We start from the raw sequence: 18573 nt of genomic DNA, 5'->3' as shown, positions 1-18573 counted from the left end.
TCTACAGCGTGGGGAGGACACGCTGGAGGATGCCCAGCGCTTCGTCCAGTTCGTTCCGGGTGATGATGAGGGGCGGGGCGAACCGGAGCGTCACGTCCCCGGCGGAGTTCACCAGCATCCCGGCATCGCGCAGCTTCGCGATGACGGGGGCGACCTCCCGGTCCAGCTCCACGCCCAAGAGCAGCCCCTGCCCGCGCACGGCCTTGATGCGGCCTTCCGGCAGCGCGGCCTGGAGCGCGCGTGCGCCAGCGAGGAAGTACTCCCCCTTGGCCTGCACCTCTTCCAGGAATCCGGGCTGACGCATCAGGCGCAGCACCACGTTGCCCGCGGCGGCGGACACCAGGTTGCCGCCGAAGGTGGAGCCGTGGGTGCCCGCGGAGAGGCTGACCGCCAGCTCCTCGCGGCAGAGCATGGCGCCCATGGGCAGCCCGTTGCCCAGCGCCTTGGCGATGCTGATGGCGTCCGGCCGGATGCCGTGGTGCATGAAGCCGAAGGGCTGGCCGGTGCGGCCCATGCCCGTCTGGACCTCGTCCACGAGCAGGAGCAGGCCCTTCTCGTCACAGAGGGCGCGCAGGCCCTGGAAATAGCCCGGGGGCGCCATGCGCACCCCGCCCTCGCCCTGGATGGGCTCCACCAGGATGGCGGCGGTGGACGGCCCCACGGCGCGGCGCACCGCCTCCAGGTCGCCGAACGGCAGGTGCCGGAAGCCCTGGGGCAGCGGCTCGAAGCCTGCGTGGTACTTCGGCTGGCCGGTGGCGGTGACGGTGGCCAGCGTGCGGCCGTGGAAGCTCTTCTCGAAGGTGAGGATCTCGAAGCGCTCGGGCTGTCCCCGGTCCTTCATCACCTTGCGGGTCAGCTTGATGAGGGCCTCGTTGGCCTCCGCGCCGGAATTGCAGAAGAACGCGCGCGGCAGTCCCGCCCACTCGGTGAGCTGCGCGGCCAGGTCGATCTGCGGCTGCGAGTAGAAGACGTTGGAGACGTGCCACAGCGTGTCCAGCTGCGCCTTGGCCGCCGCGACCACCTCCGGGTGGCAGTGGCCCAGGGCGCATACGGCGATGCCGCCAATGCAATCCAGGTACTCCTTGCCATCCGCGTCCCACACCCGCGTCCCCTGCCCGCGCACCAGGGCAATGGGTTGCTGCTTGTAGTTCTGCAGCAGGTGCTGCTTCGCCTTCTGGATGAGGTTCTCGTTACCAGGGGCGGATGCTGGGGACGGCGGCGTTTGCAAGGGGGTGTACCTCTCTCTTCCTGACGACGCGGTGTGGCGACGCGGCGGACCCTAGCGCGCTAGAGGATGTAGCGCGACAAGTCCTCGTCCTGGACGATGGCGGCCAGGCGCTCGCGCACATAAGCGGCGTCCACCTGGAAATCGCGAGGTCCCATTTCGCTGGCGGTGAACGACACGTCGTCCAGCAAGCGCTCCAGCACGGTGTGCAGCCGCCGGGCGCCGATGTTCTGCGTGCGCTCGTTGGCCTGCTGGGCGATGCGGGCGAGCTCCGCCACCGCGTCGTCCGTGAAGGACAGCCGCACGCCCTCCGTGGCGAGCAGCGCGGTGTACTGGCGCAAGAGCGAGTTCTTCGGCTCGCGAAGAATTCGCACCAGGTCGTCGCCGGACAGCGGCTCCAGCTCCACGCGGATGGGGAAGCGGCCCTGGAGCTCCGGGATGAGGTCCGCCGGCTTGGAGACGTGGAAGGCGCCCGCGGCGATGAAGAGCATGTGGTCCGTCTTCACCTGACCGTACTTGGTGTTGACGGCCGAGCCCTCCACGATGGGAAGGATGTCGCGCTGCACGCCCTCGCGCGAGACGTCCGGGCCCCCGCCGCCCTTGCCGCCCTCGCGGCTGGCGATCTTGTCGATTTCGTCGATGAAGACGATGCCGCTGGACTCGGCGCGCGCCACGGCCTCGCGCTGGACGCGGTCCGGATCCACCAGCTTCTGAGCCTCTTCCGCGCGCAGCACCTGGAGCGCCTCCGGCACGCGCAGCTTGCGCTTCCGGGTGTTCTTCATGCCCGGCATGTTCTTGAACAGGTCCTGGAGGTTGACGCCGATCTCCTCCATGCCCTGGCCGCTGAAGTTGCGCATGAACGTGGGGGAGCTCTCGTTCGTCTCCACCTCCACGGTCTGATCATCCAGCGTGCCGGCGCGCAGCTGGGCGCGCAGCTTCTCCCGCTCGTTCTCGCCCAGCGGCGAGGGCGCGGGGGTCGGAGGAGGCGAGAAGCCGAACGGCGGAGAGGACGGCGTGCGCGTCTGCCCGCCGTTCTTGATGAGCTCCATCAGCCGGTCCTCCGCCAGCTCCTCCGCGCGCGGCTTGACCTTCTCCGTCTCCTCCTCGCGGACCAGCGCGATGGCGGCCTCGACGAGGTCGCGGATCATCGACTCGACGTCGCGGCCCACGTAGCCCACTTCGGTGAACTTGCTGGCCTCCACCTTGACGAAGGGGGCCTGGGACAGCTTCGCCAGGCGGCGGGCGATCTCCGTCTTCCCCACGCCGGTGGGGCCGATCATGATGATGTTCTTCGGGTAGATTTCATCCCGCAGGTCGTCCGTCACCTGCTGGCGGCGCCACCTGTTGCGCAGCGCGATGGCGACGGCGCGCTTGGCGTCGTTCTGCCCGACGATGTAACGGTCCAGCTCGCTGACGACCTCGCGAGGCGTGAAGGCGGACAACTTGCGCGACTCGGCCACGGGGCGGTCCTCTCAGAGCTCTTCGTAGGTGACGTTGGCGTTGGTGTAGACGCAGATGTCCGCGGCGATGGCCATGGCCTGCGTGCAGATGTCGCGGGCGGACAGCGGCGAGTGCGCCTGGAGGGCGCGCGCGGCGGCCAGGGCGTAGTGGCCCCCGCTGCCCACGGCGGCGATGCCGTGGTCCGGTTCGATGACGTCGCCCGCGCCGGACAGGATGAAGGTCTTCTCCTTGTCCGCGACGATGAGCAGCGCTTCCAGGCGGCGGAGGAAGCGGTCGGTGCGCCAGTCCTTGCCCAGCTCCACGCAGGCGCGGGCCAGGTTCTTCTGGTGCTCCTTGAGCTTGGCCTCGAAGCGCTCGAAGAGGGTGAAGGCGTCCGCGGTGCTGCCCGCGAAGCCGGCGAGCACCTGCCCCTCGCCGAGCTTGCGCACCTTGCGCGCCGTGTTCTTCATGATGGTCTTGTCGAGGCTGACCTGGCCGTCGCCCGCGATGACGACCTTCCCGTCGCGACGGACGCAGAGGATGGTGGTTCCGTGGAACATGACTGGGGGTTTAACAAGACCACCCGGCCGCGACCCACAAAAACCGCGCGGCTGTCCGCTCCCTCACCCTGCGAAGGCGCTCAGGTCGCGGTGGCCTTCATCCAGCGGCCCACCAGCTTTACCAGGGCGGCCTTCTTCGCTTTCACCGTCTTCGCGTCCGGCAGCGTCACCACACCCCGGTCCTTCGCCAGCCACTCCACCAGCCCGGAGCCGTCCTCGAAGGCGAAGCCCGCCACGTCCTTCACCTTCGCGCCCCGGTGGAGGATGACCTGGAAGATGCCCTTGGGGGCCAGGCGGAACGTCACGCGGTCATCACCCGAGTGGACGAAGCTGGGGGCCTTCCACTTGATGCGCTCGGTGATGCTGGCGTCGGAGGCCAGGATGGCCGCGCGCACGACTTCGATCTCAGCCTTCAGCGGGTGCTCGAGCTCCGCCATGAACTGTTCGACTTCGCCGCCCCGGTTCGCCATCTCCGGCTCCTTCCTTCCGCTGCGTCACGCGCGTGGGTGCGCGGAGTCGTAGACCTCTTGCAGCTGTTCGAAGGTCACGTGGGTGTACTTCTGCGTGGTGGACAGGCTTGCGTGGCCCAGCAGCTCCTGGATGCTGCGGATGTCCGCGCCACCGCCCAGCAGGTGCGTGGCGAACGAGTGGCGCATCGCGTGCGGGCTCACCTTGCGCGCCAGGGCCAGCTTGAGCACGTACGCGTCCAGGTGCCTCGCGATGCTCCGAGCCGTCAGCCGGCCGCCCTTGAAGTTGAGGAAGAGCGCATCCGGATCCTGGCCCTCGCGCACCTCGGCCAGCAGCTCGCCGCGCCGCGCGAGGTATGCCTCCAGGGACCGGATGGCCTTCGCGTTGAGCGGCACCAGCCGCTCCTTGCTGCCCTTGCCCATCACCCGGACGATTCGGCTGCTGCGCTCCACGCCCAGCAGGTCCAGGCCGCACAGCTCGCTGATGCGCAGGCCGCCGCCGTAGAGCATCTCCAGGATGGCCTTGTCGCGAAGCCCCAGCACCGTCTTCACGTCCGGCATGTCGAGGATGGCGAACACCTCCTCCACCGGCAGCACCTTGGGCAGCGACTTCGGCAGCTTGGGGCTCTTCACCAGCTTCGCGGGGCTGGCGGACAGCAGCTTCTGGCGCACCAGGTACTTGTAGAACGACTTGATGCTGGCCAGCCGCCGCGCGCGGCTCGACGGTGCGTGGTCCACCGCGAGCGTGCCCAGGTAGCCGCGGATGGCCGCGTGCGTGCCCGCGAGCAGTGACAGCTTCATCCGCTCCACGAGGTAGCGCTCATAGTCCACCAGGTCGATGAGGTAGTTGCGCACCGTGTGAGGGGACGCGCCCTTCTCGCCTTCGAGGTGGACCTTGAACTGCTCCAGCAGCGGGGACAGGGTCGACATGGTCGGGGAAGCCTAGGGGCCTCCCCGAGCCTCGCAAGATTCGTGTCGGTCCGCGAGCCCCGCCCTACTTCGCGGGCGCCGGAGCGGGGGCGACTGGCACCACGGGAATGGCCCCCGCTGGCAGCTCGGTGGGCACCAGCTTGGGCAAGAGCACGCGGCAGGCGTCCTCGGACAGCCAGTGGTACGTGCACAGCCACTCCGTGACGGGCACGCGCACCTGCCAGCCCAGCACGAAGAGGATGACCAGCGTGAGCCCGATGCGGGCCCCCACCGACATGCTCTCGGTCTCGTCGTCGTCCTGAGTGTGGCGCAGCGCCCCGCGCACCAGGTCCGCGTGGTCCACGCGCGCGTTGCTCGGCAGCTTCGGCTTGCGGGTGATGAGCGTCGCCACGCCGCGCGTGAGCATCAGCCGGTCGTTGAGCGCCCAACCGGAGCCCTCCAGCAGCAGCGCCAGGTTGCGCCGGCGCAGCTTCAGCCACCCGAGCAAGCCCGCGGGCGCCATCACCACGATGGCCAGGATGGTCGCCGCGGTGATGACGTCCACCAGCGTGAGCGACTTCACCTGCGTGAGGATGAACGCCAGCGAAGAGCCCAGCGCCGCGAACGCGATGCCGCCCGCCGCGAGCACCCCCGCGATGCCGCCTCCCGAGGGAGCCGCCGCGGGCGCAGCGGCCGCCGGGGCTGGAGCCGCCGTGGGTGGAGGCGCGGTCACCGTCTGCTTGTAGCCGGACTCCAGCGATGAATCGAAGTCCTTCTCCCCGGACGCGGCCAGCCCCTCCACCTTGCTGGTGATGAACGCGCCGATGCGCATGAACGGCATGGTCATCGACTCCCAGAGCGACACGGGCTGGCGGATGACCTGCGTGACGATGGCGTCGCTCTCCTTGCCGTCCACGTCGTAGAACACGCCACGCTTGCCCACGACGAGCTCCGTGCTGCGGCCCGCGGTGACGGGCACCGCCACCTCGTAGCCATCCGTCGCGTCGCGGGGCAGCACCTTCACGTAGAGGATGCAGGTGGTCCCCTGCCCCGTCAGCGCCGCGTGCGCCGCGCGGTCCGTCACCAGCACGGACAGCGTGTACTTGCGCCCCGCCAGGATGAGCGTGCCCCGCTCCATCAGCGCCCGCCGCTTGGGCAGGTACAGGTTGGGCATGCTGATGAAGTTGTTGGCGAACTGCAGCAGCCAACGCTGGTACAGCACCAGCCGCTCCAGCTCCGCGATGACGTCCAGCGTGGGCTTGAGCGACAGGTCCTCGCGGCTCACCGCCTCCAGCGCGTCCAGTTCCTCATCCGACACCGTGCCCAGCGTGTCCGCCACCGCGTGCAGGGGGCTCGCGTCGCGCTTCGCCTGCCAGCCGAGGATGGCCTCCGCCTTCGAGGACAGCTCGCGCCAGGCCGTGTCCGTCAGCTTCACGCCGTCGCCCAGCAGCGGCGTCGCCACCTCCTGGTGGAAGGCTTCCAGCTTCTCGTAGCCGGCGCCGCGGTACAGCCGCGCCCACACCAGCACGCCGCTCGGGTCTGGGGGCGCGATGGGCAGCTCGTTCGCGGCCTTGCCCATGGCGCCCAGGTCACCCAGCGCACCCTCCACCCGGTCCGCGCGCAGGCGCAGGCTGGCGGCGGCCTCCGGCTGCGCGGCCACCAGCCGGCACTGCACGAAGTAGCCGTCCAGCAGCGGCGCCACATCGTGCACGCGCTTCGCCTGCTCCAGGCTCGCCGTGCCCCAGGTGAACACGGCATCCCGGCCGCCCAGGTGCGCGAGCAGGGCCGTGCGCTCGTCCCGGAAGCGCTTCACCAGGCCCACGTCCACGCCCGCCAGGCCCGCGCGGTTCGTCACCTGCGGGAACGCCGCGATGATGGACTGGGCCAGGGGCCGCAGTCGCTCCGGCAGCGACACCGGCGCGATGAGGCCGTCGCCGTTCTTGCCCGCGTCGCGCAGCGCCTTGTCACTGGTGCGCAGCTGCTCCAGCGACAGGCGCGTGGTGTCCGGCGCGTTGAGCGTGCGCAGCACCAGCTCCGCCGCGCCCTTGAGGTTGGATGCCGTATCGGAGAGCGCCGAAAGCTCCAGCACGTCGCTGCCCGCGTCCGCGCCCTTGCGGTCCGTCAGCCGCGCCGCCGTCCAATCCACCGCGCCGCGCAGTTCCTCCACGCGGATGCGGCGGTTGCCGTCCGCGTCCATCAGCGTCAGGAAGCGCGGATCACACGCGATGCCCTCCATGGGGCACGCGAGCGCCATCCATTGCGTCGCGGGGATCCTCACCGCCTCGGTGAGGGTGTTGAAATCGGGGATGTCGACCTGGAGCGAGCCGCCATAGCGGCGATAGACGAGCTGTGCCATTCGGCGCGAGAAGACAGCACACCCTGTCCGGGTGTGCACGCCTCAACATCAGGTCGCGCCCAGGCAGGAAGGCCCCGGCGGCCTCCCTGCCCTGGGTCACCCGCTACTGCGCGGTGGCGACGGCGCTGTAGACGCCGGGATTCTGCCCCTGGCCGATGATGTAGACGGCTCGCGCGTCATCCTTGCCCGCGAAGTACACGGGCACCTGCACGCCCTGGTCGAGCGTCTTCCGCGCCCCCGACTTCACGTCGTAGACGGCCACGTCGTAGGTGTCCGCGTCCATGCGCGCGTACGTCGCGAGCACGCGAGCCCCGTCCTCGGAGATCTTGTAGCTGAAGATGCCCTGCATCCACGTCTTCGCCTCGGCCTGCTTCTCGTTCAGGTCCACGGCCTTGAAGTCGCACGCGCGGCCGTTGCGGATGCAGTTGGTGCGGAACACCACCGCGCTGTTGTTCGGCGCGAAGCCGTAGCCGAACACGCCCGGCTGCACCTTCTCCGCCTTCTCCTGGCCCAGCGCGTACAGCATCAGGTCCACGGAGAACACCGGCTTCACGAAGCGCGACAGGAACGCCACGTAGCGGCTGTCCGAGCCCCACACGAAGTTGGGCACCCGGTCCCCCACGCGCTTGGGCGCGCCGTCCGGCAGCGACGCCACGCCCAGGGCGCCCGCGCGCGACGGCTGATCATACTTCTCCAGGAAGGCCACCGCCTTGGAGTCCGGCGCGAACGCCATCTCCTCCACCGCCTCGCCCACCTTGCGCCCCGCGCCTCCGGACGCCGGGCCCACGTGCAGGTCGCCCAGCTGCTCCGGCTTGCCGTTCTCCGTGCGCGCCAGCCACTGGCCATCCGGCGAGAAGCCGAACGCCTTCGTCCCCGTGGCCAGCTTCGTGCCCTTCAGCGCGGGCACGTCCGCGAGGAACAGGTCATACATCCCGCGCACGGCCTCGCTGCGCACCTGGTAGGCCACGTGCTTGCCGTCGGAGGACACCTGGTAGTCGCCCACCTGATCCGCCAGCTTGCGCGGCGCTTCCGTGGAGCCCACCGTCACCGCCGCCAGCCCGCCCGCCGCTGACAGCCGGCGCTTGAAGAGCAGCGTCTTGCCGTCCGGGGTGAACTGCGCGGTGCTCACCTCGCCCGCCACGTCCTGGAACGGCCCCTGCGGCAGCTTGCCCAGCTTCAGCGTGCCCGCGTCCACGAAGGCCACGCTCACGCCGTCCGGAGACGGCAGCAGGTAGCTCACCGCCGTGCCCAGCTTCACCGGCTCCGCGCCCGCGTCCGTGAGCGACAGCACGTTCAACTCGCCGGACTGCGAGGCCGGGTTGTAGCCCGTCACGTACAGCAGGTGCTTCGAGTCCTGGGAGAACAGCAGGCTGCCCGGCACGTTCGTCACGCCGTCGCCCAGCGCGCGCGACTTCCCGCCCGCCGTCGGCACGACGTGCAGCGAGCCCATCAGCATCTGCGGCGGAATGCCGTCCAGCCGGGGCTTCTGCCCGTTGAGCAGGAACGTGGCGAACTGCCCGTCCGGAGACAGGCGCAAGTCCGCCGCGCGCCCCGCCGCGAGCAACTGCCCCTGCCCGCCCACCACCGCGGTGCCCTTCGCCGCGCTGCGGACCGTGTCCCCCTGCGCGGCGCTGCGCTGGGAGGGCGCGGCGTTGTCCTCGCCCTTCTTGCACCCCGACACCGCCAGCAGGGCCAGCAGGCCCACCATCCCGGTTCGCATCATGCGCTCGTCTGTCCTTCCGTCTGGGCGACAACGCCCGCGAGTGGCAGCCAGGCCGCCAGGTCCTGCTTCGCCCGCGCCGAGTAGGCCGCGCGCTTGTCCGCCTTCTTCATCCGCCCGGACAGCGGCGGGAACAGGCCGTAGATGACGTTGGTGGGCTGGTGCGGGTGATCCGGCGGGTGCGCTTCCCCGGTGAGGTGCCGGTACAGCGACCCCAGCGCCGTCGTGGCCGGGGGCGGCACGAACGCGGTGCCCGTCAGCCGCGCGTGCACCGCCAGCGCCACCATGTAGCCGCACGCCGCGCTCTCCACGTAGCCCTCCACGCCCGTCACCTGTCCCGCGAAGAACACCCGCCGCTCCGTCTTCAACGACAGGTCCTCCGCCAGCAGGCGGGGCGAGTCGATGAACGTGTTGCGGTGGATCTGCCCCATCCGCAGGAACTCCGCATTCTGGAGGCCCGGGATGCACGTGCTGAAGATGCGCTTCTGTTCACCCCAGGTCAGACGCGTCTGGAAGCCCACCATGTTCCACGCCGTGCCCGCCCGGTCCTCCATGCGCAGCTGCACCACCGCGTACGGGTCCGTCCCCGTGCGAGGGTCCTTCAAGCCCACGGGCTTCATGGGCCCGTAGGCCAGCGTTTCGTCGCCTCGCTCCGCCATCACCTCGATGGGCAGACACCCTTCGAAGTACTTCGGTTCCTCGAAGCTGTGCGGCACCACCTTCTGGCCCGCCTTCACCTCGTTCACGAAGCGGTAGTACTCGTCCTTCGTCATGGGGAGGTTGAGGTAGTCATCCCCGCCGCCCTTGCCGTAGCGGCTCTGGCGGAACGCGATGTCCATGTCGATGGAGTCTCCCGACAGGATGGGCGCGATGGAGTCGTAGAAGTAGAGCTTCGTGCCCACGTGGCGCTCCAGGTCCACCGTGAGCGCCTCCGACGTCAGCGGCCCCGTGGCCACCACCACCACGCCGTCCTCCGGAAGCCTCTCCACCTCGCCGCCGACAATCTCCACGCCCGCGCCGGACACCAGCCGGGTGGTGATCTCCCGCGAGAAGCCCTCGCGCTCCACCGCCAGCGCGTCGCCCGCGGGCACGCGGTGCAGGTCCGCGCTGGAGAGCACCAGCGAACCCAGCGCGCGCAGCTCCGCGTGCAGCAGGCCAATGGCGCTCTCCGGGTTGTCCGAGCGCAGCGAGTTGCTGCACACCAGCTCCGCGAGCGTGTCCGACTTGTGCGCCGGGGAGCGCTTGTGCGGCTTCATCTCGCGCAGCACCACCGGCACGCCACGCCGCGCCAGCTGATACGCGCACTCCGTCCCCGCCAGGCCGCCACCAATCACCGTCACCCGCTGCTGCTTCGCGTCCGACATGCATGCCTCCGGGCCCCCGCACCGGGACCCCAAAGGGCCCTGTTAGCAGAGAGGCCACGCCCTTTCACGTCCGCCCGCCTGCCCCACGTCCCACCATGCGTGCGGAATGGGAGGTGAGGTTTCCCCACCTGGGATCCAACCCTAGGTTTCTCGCGGTCTTCGCTCGGGACGGGAAGCGTCCGAGCGAGCGCCCTACAACCTCGAATCTGGGATGGGAGTGACGCAGCCATGAGCCGAGCCAACGACTTGTTGAAGATCCGGGGCCTGTTGCAGGAGCGTCGCAGGACGACCGAGACCGCCCAGGCGGGGGCCCGCCGGGAGCTGGCCGCCCTGAAGGATCAGGAGCGTGATCCCGAGTACGAGGAACAGGCGCAAGCGGAGCTGGCGGACTACACGCTCTCCACGCTCATCGAAGCGCAGCGCCGGGAGATCATGCTCATCGACGCCGCGTTGAGCCGCATGGAGAACGACGTGTTCGGCGAGTGCGTGGACTGCGGCAACGAAATCTCGTTGGACCGGCTGGAGGCCATGCCCTTCGCCATCCGCTGTGAGGAAGACGCCGCCGTGCACGAGCAGGAGACGCGGGAGGCCGCGCGCCACGTGGGCAGCCTGTCCCTCTAGCGAAGCCGTCCGAGCGCTCCCCCGTGCGTCCATCCCGCGCGGGGGAGTCGAGTGTCCGGCGGCTACTCCGCGTCGCGCTGGAGCACGATGAAGCGGTAGTTCTGCAGCTCGTTCACGCCCGCCGTGTAGAGCACCGTGAGCAGCAGGTCATACGGGACCATCTTGTCCGCGATGACCGACAGCTCGTGCGTGAAGGGCGCCGCCGGGTTGCGCTCCTCGATGTACTTGAGCTTCTGCACTTCCTTCTTCAGCTGCGCGTCCAACCCGAGCACCAGGCGCTCGCCCTGGAGCTGGTTCGCCGGGATGCGGCCGTTCTCCAGCCGCACCACCTCTTTGTCCCCCACCATGATGTTCTTGGGGGTGATGGTGATGGCCACCGTGTCCTTCGGCGTGGCGCGCGTGGAGGACACCGGCGGCCGGACATCCTCGGACGCGGTGATGGCCGCGGAGGACGACGCGAAGGACTTCAGGAGGAACACCAGGATGATGGTCATCATGTCCATCATCGCGGTGATGTTGAGCTCCTTCACCTCGCTGGCGGCCTCGCGCTCCTTGCGCTTCTTGCGCGCGAGGGCCCGGCGGTAGCGCATGCGCGCGAGCTGGTCGGCTTCTTCGGCGGACAGGGGCGCGGTCTCGGACATGGCTAGAGGACGCCCAGGGTGACGTCGGGGAAGAGCAGCTTGCGCTCGGCGACGGTGCCCGTCGTCTCACGCAGGGCGTCCATCGTCTGGATCAGCGCGTCGTAGGGGATGTCCGGATCCGCCGCGACGATGACCTTCGTCTCCTTCGGGAAGGCGGCCTTGAGCTTCACCATCCGCGCGTTCAACGCGGCGAAGTCGTGCGTGCCATCCGCGCGCAGCGGCACCGAGGGCGCCCCACCCTCCGCGGGCGCGGCGTCCGCGCTGTCGCCTCGGATGAAGAGGCCCTTCTGGGAGATGAGCACGGACAGGTTCAGCTTGGGCGCGTCCGCGTCCCCTCCCGCCCCCGCGGTGGCGCCGTAGCTGGGCGCGTTCACGTTGAGCGCGCCAAAGGCGGTGAGGCCGGTAATCGACAGCAGCATGAAGATGATGAGGTTCATGAGGATGTCGAGGTACGGGACGATGTTCAGCTCGCCCGCCTCCTCCTCTTCCCTCGGCTTCAGCTTTCGGCGCGAGTAGTGGAACGCCATGGCGTGTCCGGTGCCTTTCGGCGGCTCAAGACGCGGCGCGGACGTCGGAGTCCGAGGGGATGACTTCCAGCGAGCCCCGGCGCGACAGGAGGTTCTCCAGCTTCAGCGCGTTGAGCTCCACCAGCTCCACCATGTTCTTGGAGTAGTTGCTGAAGAACAGGTGCGACACGATGCAGAGCACCGCGATGGAGAGCCCGAAGCCCGTGTTGTACATGGCCTCCGAGATGCCGTTGGAGAGCAGCGCCTGCTTCTGCTCCGCCGGCACGTTGCCCAGCGCGCGGAAGGTGCCGATGAGGCCCACGATGGTGCCGACCAGGCCCACCAGCGTCGCGATGTTCGCGAGCGACCACAGCCACTGCACCCGGCGCGACACGTGCGGCGTGTACTCCGCCAGCGCCTCCTCCACCGCCTTGGCCACTTCCAGCTCACCCCGGTTCGCGTTGATGAGCCCCGCGCGGATGACGCGGGCCAGGGGCGAGCGCGGCGCCATGCCGCAGAACTTCACCGCGCGGTCCAGGTTGCCGCTGCGGACCATCTTGTGGACCTGCTCGATGAACGCCGTCGCGTTGAGGCGGTAGCGGAAGAGCAGCGTCACCGCGCGCTCGCCAATCACGGCCAGCGAGGCGGCCAGCCAGAACAGGTTCACGAACATGAACGGGCCGCCGGCCTTGAACGCGCCGACGATGAAGTCCCCCAGGCCTCCCGAAGAGGCATGGCCCGCCGCGGCGGGAGCGGCCTCGGCCACCACCACACGCAGCAACTCATTCATGGAGGGAATCATCGCGGACCGCGTCCTTTCGCTGCCCCCGCGCGCACTCCTGCCGCGAAACGGGCAGGAGGCATGCTGGTGGGCCGGGAGCAATCCGGACTTCTAGGACTTCGCCTGCGAGGGTGTCAAGCCAGGGGGCAGAGCCTACCCCCCTGGAATGACTGGGCTTTTGCGCTCAGGCTTCCACGGTGGGCGTGGGAGCAGGCGCTGCCTCCGTGGAAGCCCCCGGAATGGCTGGCTCCACCACCTCGCGGCGGTAGTCGCATTCCTTGTTCGGGCAGGCGATGTAGGCGCCGTCCCGCTTGGAGAACTTCTGCAAGAGGTAGGGCGACGCGCACTGCGGGCAGGCTTCCGCCAGCGGACGGTCCCACGCGGCGAACTTGCACTCCGGATACCGGTTGCAGCCGAAGAAGATCTTCCCGCGGCCGCTGCGGCGCTCGGTGAGGTAACCCACCTTGCACTCCGGGCAGTTGACGCCAATGGAGATGGGCTTGGACGTCTTGCAGTCCGGGTAGCCCGAGCACGCCATGAAGCGCCCGAACCGGCCGCGCTTGATCACCATGGGCTTGCCGCACTTCTCGCACTTCTCGTCCGTGGTCTCCTCCTCCACGATGACGATCTTGCCCTCGGCGTCCCGCTTGAAGTCCTTGGTGTTCTTGCAGTCGGGGTAGTTCGAGCAGGCGAGGAAGTGGCCCATCTTCCCGAACTTGATGACGAACGGGTTGCCGCACTTCTCGCAGGCGATGTCGGTCTTGATCTCCTCGCGCTTGACGTCGCGCATCTCCGCTTCGGCCTTCTCCAGCGTCTCCTTGAAGGGGCCGTAGAAGTCGTGCAGCACCGTCTTCCAGGACGCGCCGCCGTCGGAGATCTGGTCCAGCTTCTCCTCCATGCTGGCCGTGAACGACACGTCCAGCTCATGGGGGAAGTGCTTCACCAGGAGCTCGTTGGTCATCTGGCCCAGGTCCGTGGGACGGAAGCGGCTCTCCAGCTTCTCCACGTACTTCTTGTCCTGGATGTTGGAGAGGATGGCCGCGTACGTGGACGGACGCCCGATGCCGCGCTCCTCCAGCTCCTTCACCAGCGTCGCTTCGCTGAAGCGCGGAGGCGGCTGGGTGAAGTGCTGTTCGTTGAGCAGCTTGTCCAGCGAGAGGACCTCGCCCTCGTTGAGCGGGGGCAGCTCGCCCACCACGTCCTCGGCGCCCTCTTCACCGGCGGCCTTGGCCTTGTCGCGCTCGGACTCCTCTTCCGGCGTGAGGCCGGCGCCGTAGACGCCCAGGTAGCCGGGGAACTTCAGGGTGCTGCCGGACGCGCGGAAGGTGGCGCGGCCCGCGGTGATGTCCGCGGCCGTCTGATCGTACACGGCGGGCTTCATCTGGCACGCGACGAAGCGGTTCCAGATGAGCTCGTAGAGCCGGAACATGTCCAGCTCGTCCATGGCGTCGAAGAAGGGACGCACGCGCTCGGGCGGGTACTCCAGGGACGTGGGCCGGATGGCCTCGTGCGCGTCCTGGGCGCTCTTGCGGCTCTTGTAGACCATGGGCTCCGGCGGCAGGTAGTCCGCGCCGTACTTCTGGCCAATGAACTCGCGCACCTGCGTCACTGCGTCGTCGGACAGACGCGTGGAGTCCGTGCGCATGTACGTGATGAGCGCCGTCTGGCCCTCCTCACCCAGCGGCACGCCTTCGTACAGCTTCTGCGCCAGCGTCATCGTCTTCTTGGCGGTGAAGTGCAGCCGGTTCGCCGCCTCCTGCTGGAGCTTGGAGGTGATGAAGGGCGCGGGCGCGTTGCGGCGCCGCTCCTTGCGGTCCACCTTCGCCACGGTGAAGGGCGCGTCCTTCAGCTCCGCGACGAGCCCGTCCGTGGTGGCGCGGTCCTTGAGTTCCACCTTCTTGCCGTCCACGCGGGACAGCTTCGCCTTGAAGGGCGGCGGCCCCTGCGGGCCCTGCACCAGCGCGTCCAGCGTCCAGTACTCCTCGGGCTGGAAGGCCTTGATCTCCGCCTCGCGCTCGACGATGAGGCGCACCGCCACGGACTGCACGCGGCCGGCGGACAGGCCCCGGCGGATCTTCTTCCAGAGCAGCGGCGAGATTTGATAGCCGACGAGCCGGTCAAGGATGCGGCGGGTCTGCTGCGAGTCGTAGTTGTCCTGGTTGAGCTGGCGCGGCTGCGCGATGGCTTCCTGCACGGCGCGCTTGGTGATCTCGTTGAAGGTCACCCGCAGGGAGTCCGGGTGGCCCAGCTCCTCCTTGATGTGCCAGGCGATGGCCTCGCCCTCGCGGTCGGGGTCCGTCGCCAGGAAGACGCGGTCCACCGTCTTGGCCATCTTCTTCAGCTCGTTGAGGACCTTCTCCTTGCCCTTGATGACCGTGTACTCGGGCTTGAAGTCGTCCTCCACGTCGACGCCAATCTTGCTCTTGGGCAGGTCCTTCACGTGCCCCACGGAGGCCTTCACCGTGTAGCCGGAGCCCAGGTACTTCTTGATCGTCTTGGCCTTGGCGGGCGACTCCACCACCACCAGGTAGTGCGGGCCCTTGCCACGGCGCTCGGGCACTTCCTCTTCGGCGTCCGCGTCCACGGTGGGGAGCTCTTCGGCGTCCGCGCCACGGCGACGGGCCGCCGTCTTCTTCTTGGCGGTCGTCTTCTTCGCCGCCGTCTTCTTCTTGGCGGCCTTCTTGGCCGCCGGCTTCTTCGCAGCCGCCTTCTTGGGCGTCTCCTCCTCCGCCGCCGCCTCCGTCTGCGCCGCCTGTGTCTTCTTCCGCGTGGCCATGGCTCTCCTACCTCGAACTGCCTCTAGACCTTCTCGTACCGTTTACCCGGGTGCTGGACCACCAGCCCCGACAATTCCAACTCCACCAGGGCGCTCGTGAGCGCCGCGGGCGACAGCGGGCTTGCGGCGAGCACCTCGTCGAACGAACGGGGAGCCCGGTCCAACAGCCCATAGGCCCCGCGCGCTTCCGCCGACAGCGCCTCCCACCACCCACTGTCCCGCCCCGCAGGCACCGCGCGGACCGGGTGAACGCCCACCACCGCACAAATCGATTCCGCGGACGTACATGCGCGGGCCAGCCCGTCCGCCAGCAGGGCGTTGCAGCCCGCCGCGGCCGGCTGCCAGACGTCCCCGGGCAGGGCGAACACCGGCCGGCCCTGCACCCGCGCCGCCTCCGCCGTGTACAGGGCCCCGGAACCCTCCCCCGCCCGCATCACCAGCACCGCATCCGACGCGCCAGCGATGAGCCGGTTGCGCCGGGGGAAGGTCGTCGTGCTCGCTCGGACTCCCGGCGGCAGCTCGCTGAAGTACACCCCTCCCCGCTCCAGGAAGTGGGGCAGCATCCGGGCCTGGGCGGGGTCCAACGCGTCCAGCGCGGAGCCCAGGAAGGCCCACGTCTCCGCGCCCACATCCAGCGCGCCCCAGTGGCAGGCCCGGTCCACGCCCTCCGCCGCGCCCGACACCACCCCCACCCCTGACTCCGCCACCTTCCGGGCGAAGGAGCGCGCGAACGGCAGGAAGCCCTGATCCGGATGGCGGCTGCCCACCATCGCCAGCCTGCGGCGGGGCGGCCCCGGGTTGCCCAGGAAGAACAGCAGCGGGGGCGCGTCCTCCAGCCCCACCATCCGGGCGGGATAGGCCGGCGAGCCCGCGAAGGCCACCTGGAGCCCCGTCCGGGCACAGGCCTCTTCCGTCCGGGACGCCAGGGCGTCCAGCGATGCGACGGCGGCCAGCCGCTGGCGGACGGTCGCGGGCACCGGCACGTCCGCCACCCAGTCCCGCACGGGCGTGGACGCGAGCCGGGACAGCGCCCCACCGGCGAACGCGCGCACGGCGTCCAACGTCCGGGGCCCCAGGCCAGCAATGGCCCAGAGCGCCAGGGTGGCGCGCTGCTCGTCCCAGTGTAGGTGCGTATCCGTGTTTGTGTCCGCCATGCCGTCCCCGCCTGTTTCCCACCTATATAGAGGTGGTCCCGGGAGGGGCGTGACACATAACACCGGTTCTTCGAGGGTCAAGCGACCCGCCCTTCCCGGGCGGGTCGGAATGCAGCATTCCTGCCGATCGCCGCCTTGGGTCAGCGGCTGGCGGTGGGCGTTCCGTCCTTGCGCATGGTGGCGCGGTCGCCGGCGGAGATCTCCACCATGGACCGGGTCATCAGGCAGTTGGAGGTGCGCTCACGCACTTCGGTGACCATGCACTGGGCCACGGCCTCCCAGGGGTAGGCCTTCTGCTCCTTGCCCGCGTCGCCCATCTTGTAGTCGCTGCGGCCGAGCACGTCCTTGCTGGGGTCGCCGCGGCGCTCGATGGTGAACGTGTTGCCCACCTGGACGCCGTCCGCGGTGCCGCGGTCCACGACGATGAAGTTGTGCTCGCCCAGCAGCGTCTGGCCCGGCGTCATCGGCGTGAGCACGAAGCCGGGGATCTCCTTGCTGTTGGGCTTGGGGGCGATGCGCTCCGACAGCTTCTCGCTGGAGGGGCCCACCAGGTCGCCACGGGCGATGGGGTCCCACGTCTCCATGATGCGCGCGGTGACCACGTCGTTGTTGATGGAGACGACCTGTACCGTGCCCAGGAGCTCCGTGAGGTAGCCCGTGCGCGCGTTGGACACCGGGTGCTTCACCTCTTCCACGGTGTGGAAGATGACGTAGCGGTCGCCAATCTTGGCGGACCCGCGCTTCTTGAAGCGCAGGTAGACCTTCTCCGGGGCGGAGAGCATCAGCGCCTCGGAGGTCGAGCCCTCGATGCGGCCCGCCTCGTCCAGTTCGCGCGTCGTCACGAAGCCCTTGGTCGTCACCGGGCTGGAGGCGGACGGGTCGAAGCCGATCTTCCCGACCACCGACACCAGTCGGCCGCCGCTCACGTCCGTGGGCGCAGCCACGTCGTCGGAGGGCAGGTCACCGGCCTCCACGCGCGAGGGCACCTCCTCGCCGCCGGGGAAGAACTTCACGTTGTTGCCCGGGTAGATCCAGTGCGGGTTGGCGATCTGCGGGTTGTAGGACCAGACCTTGGGCCAGTACCAGGGGCTGCCCAGGTAGCGCTGGGACAGGTCCCACAGCGTGTCGCCCGTCTCCACCGTGTGCACCTGACCGGGCGCGCTCTCACGGCCCTGCGCGGCGCCGGGCGGGAGCGTGACGGAGGTGGGGCGCTGCTCCACGTCGTCGGAGATGTCCTGCCCTTCCGTCTCGGAGGACGACTGGGATTCATCCTCCTGCGCGTCCTGGGCGAAAGCCGTCCATGCCGGCGCGACGGTGAGGGGCACGAGCAGGGAGGCGAGGATCCGGGAGCGCATCGGACGACTTCCTTTCACAAAAAGGGCTTACGGCGAGAGCGCGGCGAGCCGCTGCTCCGCCTGCGTGGCGGCGGCCGTCCCCGGGAACTGGGTGACGACGCGGGTATAGAGGGCTCGGGCATCCACGGCCTGGTTCAGCCGCACCCGGCACTCCGCGAGCCGGAGCATGCCGTCCTGGACGGCATCCCCGGCGGGGTAGTTCTTGATGAGTTTCTCGAACGTCTTGGCCGCGCCGGTCGCGTCCTTGAGCCCCATCTGGCCCAGGCCGCTGAAGTACAGGGCGTTGTCGGCGCGAGGGTGGCGCGGGTTCTCCGCCGCGAAGCGCGTGAGCGTCTCCACGCCGCCTTCCACGTTGCCGGTGCGCAGCATGGCCACCGCGCGCTCGTACTCGGCGTCGAGGATGTCCGGATCCTTCTCCGGCGGCTCCATGCGGGTGGCCGTGGTGGAGGCCATCGAGCCTCCCAGGCTGACCGAGCCCGTCCCCGACGAGCCCTCCACCGGAGAGATGAACATCTCCATCTGGTCGGTGTCCGGCTCCATCACCGCCACCGCCGTGTTGATGCGCGGCGCGGGTTCCTTCTTCGGCTTGAGCCGGACCACCGTCAACTCCGCCGGCGCCAGACCCAGCGGCTCGCCCACTTCCGGCGAGGCGGCCTCCGGCTTCGCGCTCGCGGGGGCCTTCGGGGACGACGCGGCGG

Annotated in this window: 16 protein-coding genes; 1 reads left to right on the top strand and 15 read right to left on the bottom strand. The window is 69.3% G+C overall.

The window, feature by feature from the left end; all coding sequences use genetic code 11:
- Position 1: 1 nt before the first annotated feature.
- The 8 genes from D7V77_RS07580 to trmFO all read right to left on the bottom strand — a co-directional run bounded on the left by D7V77_RS07580 (position 2) and on the right by trmFO (position 10041).
- Positions 2 to 1228, bottom strand: coding sequence for an aspartate aminotransferase family protein (locus D7V77_RS07580; protein ID WP_120575594.1), 1227 nt, complete (start codon positions 1226 to 1228; stop codon positions 2 to 4).
- A 59-nt stretch (positions 1229 to 1287) separates the two neighbouring features.
- Positions 1288 to 2685 carry an ATP-dependent protease ATPase subunit HslU gene (gene hslU / locus D7V77_RS07575; RefSeq protein ID WP_120575593.1) on the bottom strand — a complete coding sequence of 466 codons (1398 nt, stop codon included), beginning with the start codon at positions 2683 to 2685 and terminating at the stop codon, positions 1288 to 1290.
- A gap of 12 nt (positions 2686 to 2697) precedes the next feature.
- Positions 2698 to 3225, bottom strand: a complete 528-nt coding sequence (hslV, locus tag D7V77_RS07570; protein ID WP_120575592.1) for an ATP-dependent protease subunit HslV — start codon at positions 3223 to 3225, stop codon at positions 2698 to 2700.
- A gap of 80 nt (positions 3226 to 3305) precedes the next feature.
- On the bottom strand, positions 3306 to 3695 hold the full coding sequence (locus D7V77_RS07565) for a DUF1801 domain-containing protein (RefSeq protein WP_233596748.1): 390 nt from the start codon (positions 3693 to 3695) through the stop codon (positions 3306 to 3308).
- A 24-nt stretch (positions 3696 to 3719) separates the two neighbouring features.
- A complete protein-coding gene (locus tag D7V77_RS07560; protein WP_120575591.1) occupies positions 3720 to 4622 on the bottom strand; it encodes a tyrosine recombinase XerC in 903 nt (300 codons plus the stop codon).
- 64 nt (positions 4623 to 4686) lie between these two features.
- Positions 4687 to 6957, bottom strand: coding sequence for a kinesin (locus D7V77_RS07555; RefSeq protein WP_120575590.1), 2271 nt, complete (start codon positions 6955 to 6957; stop codon positions 4687 to 4689).
- 103 nt (positions 6958 to 7060) lie between these two features.
- The gene (locus D7V77_RS07550) at positions 7061 to 8680 is read right to left on the bottom strand and encodes a PD40 domain-containing protein (RefSeq protein WP_120575589.1); all 1620 of its coding nucleotides are present in this window, start codon (positions 8678 to 8680) and stop codon (positions 7061 to 7063) included.
- Entirely contained in the window at positions 8677 to 10041 is a 1365-nt protein-coding gene (gene trmFO / locus D7V77_RS07545; RefSeq protein WP_120575588.1) for a methylenetetrahydrofolate--tRNA-(uracil(54)-C(5))-methyltransferase (FADH(2)-oxidizing) TrmFO, read from the bottom strand. Before trmFO ends, D7V77_RS07550 begins: the two co-directional genes overlap by 4 nt.
- 228 nt (positions 10042 to 10269) lie before the next feature.
- On the opposite strand from trmFO, the gene D7V77_RS07540 reads away from it, so the two are divergent.
- On the top strand, positions 10270 to 10662 hold the full coding sequence (locus D7V77_RS07540; RefSeq protein WP_120575587.1) for a TraR/DksA C4-type zinc finger protein: 393 nt from the start codon (positions 10270 to 10272) through the stop codon (positions 10660 to 10662).
- 62 nt (positions 10663 to 10724) lie between these two features.
- Here D7V77_RS07540 and D7V77_RS07535 read toward each other — a convergent pair whose 3' ends face one another.
- The 7 genes from D7V77_RS07535 to D7V77_RS07505 form a co-directional block, all read right to left on the bottom strand.
- Entirely contained in the window at positions 10725 to 11303 is a 579-nt protein-coding gene (locus tag D7V77_RS07535; protein ID WP_120575586.1) for a biopolymer transporter ExbD, read from the bottom strand.
- A gap of 2 nt (positions 11304 to 11305) precedes the next feature.
- Positions 11306 to 11830, bottom strand: coding sequence for a biopolymer transporter ExbD (locus D7V77_RS07530; protein ID WP_120575585.1), 525 nt, complete (start codon positions 11828 to 11830; stop codon positions 11306 to 11308).
- Between the two features lie 25 nt (positions 11831 to 11855).
- Positions 11856 to 12611, bottom strand: a complete 756-nt coding sequence (locus tag D7V77_RS07525) for a MotA/TolQ/ExbB proton channel family protein (RefSeq protein ID WP_120575584.1) — start codon at positions 12609 to 12611, stop codon at positions 11856 to 11858.
- Positions 12612 to 12774: 163 nt separating this feature from the next.
- On the bottom strand, positions 12775 to 15366 hold the full coding sequence (gene topA / locus D7V77_RS07520; RefSeq protein ID WP_120575583.1) for a type I DNA topoisomerase: 2592 nt from the start codon (positions 15364 to 15366) through the stop codon (positions 12775 to 12777).
- A 23-nt stretch (positions 15367 to 15389) separates the two neighbouring features.
- On the bottom strand, positions 15390 to 16520 hold the full coding sequence (locus D7V77_RS07515) for a DNA-processing protein DprA (protein WP_120575582.1): 1131 nt from the start codon (positions 16518 to 16520) through the stop codon (positions 15390 to 15392).
- A 140-nt stretch (positions 16521 to 16660) separates the two neighbouring features.
- Positions 16661 to 17875 (bottom strand): LysM peptidoglycan-binding domain-containing protein, encoded by a 1215-nt coding sequence (locus D7V77_RS07510; protein ID WP_120575581.1) that lies wholly within the window; start codon positions 17873 to 17875, stop codon positions 16661 to 16663.
- A gap of 27 nt (positions 17876 to 17902) precedes the next feature.
- Positions 17903 to 18573 (bottom strand): tol-pal system YbgF family protein (locus D7V77_RS07505; RefSeq protein WP_233596747.1); only part of this gene is annotated, 671 nt, incomplete at its 5' end.

Origin of the sequence: Corallococcus sp. CA041A (assembly GCF_003612075.1) — a bacterium.
Taxonomy (GTDB): domain Bacteria; phylum Myxococcota; class Myxococcia; order Myxococcales; family Myxococcaceae; genus Corallococcus; species Corallococcus exiguus.
This window is presented reverse-complemented; position numbering and strand designations above follow the sequence as displayed.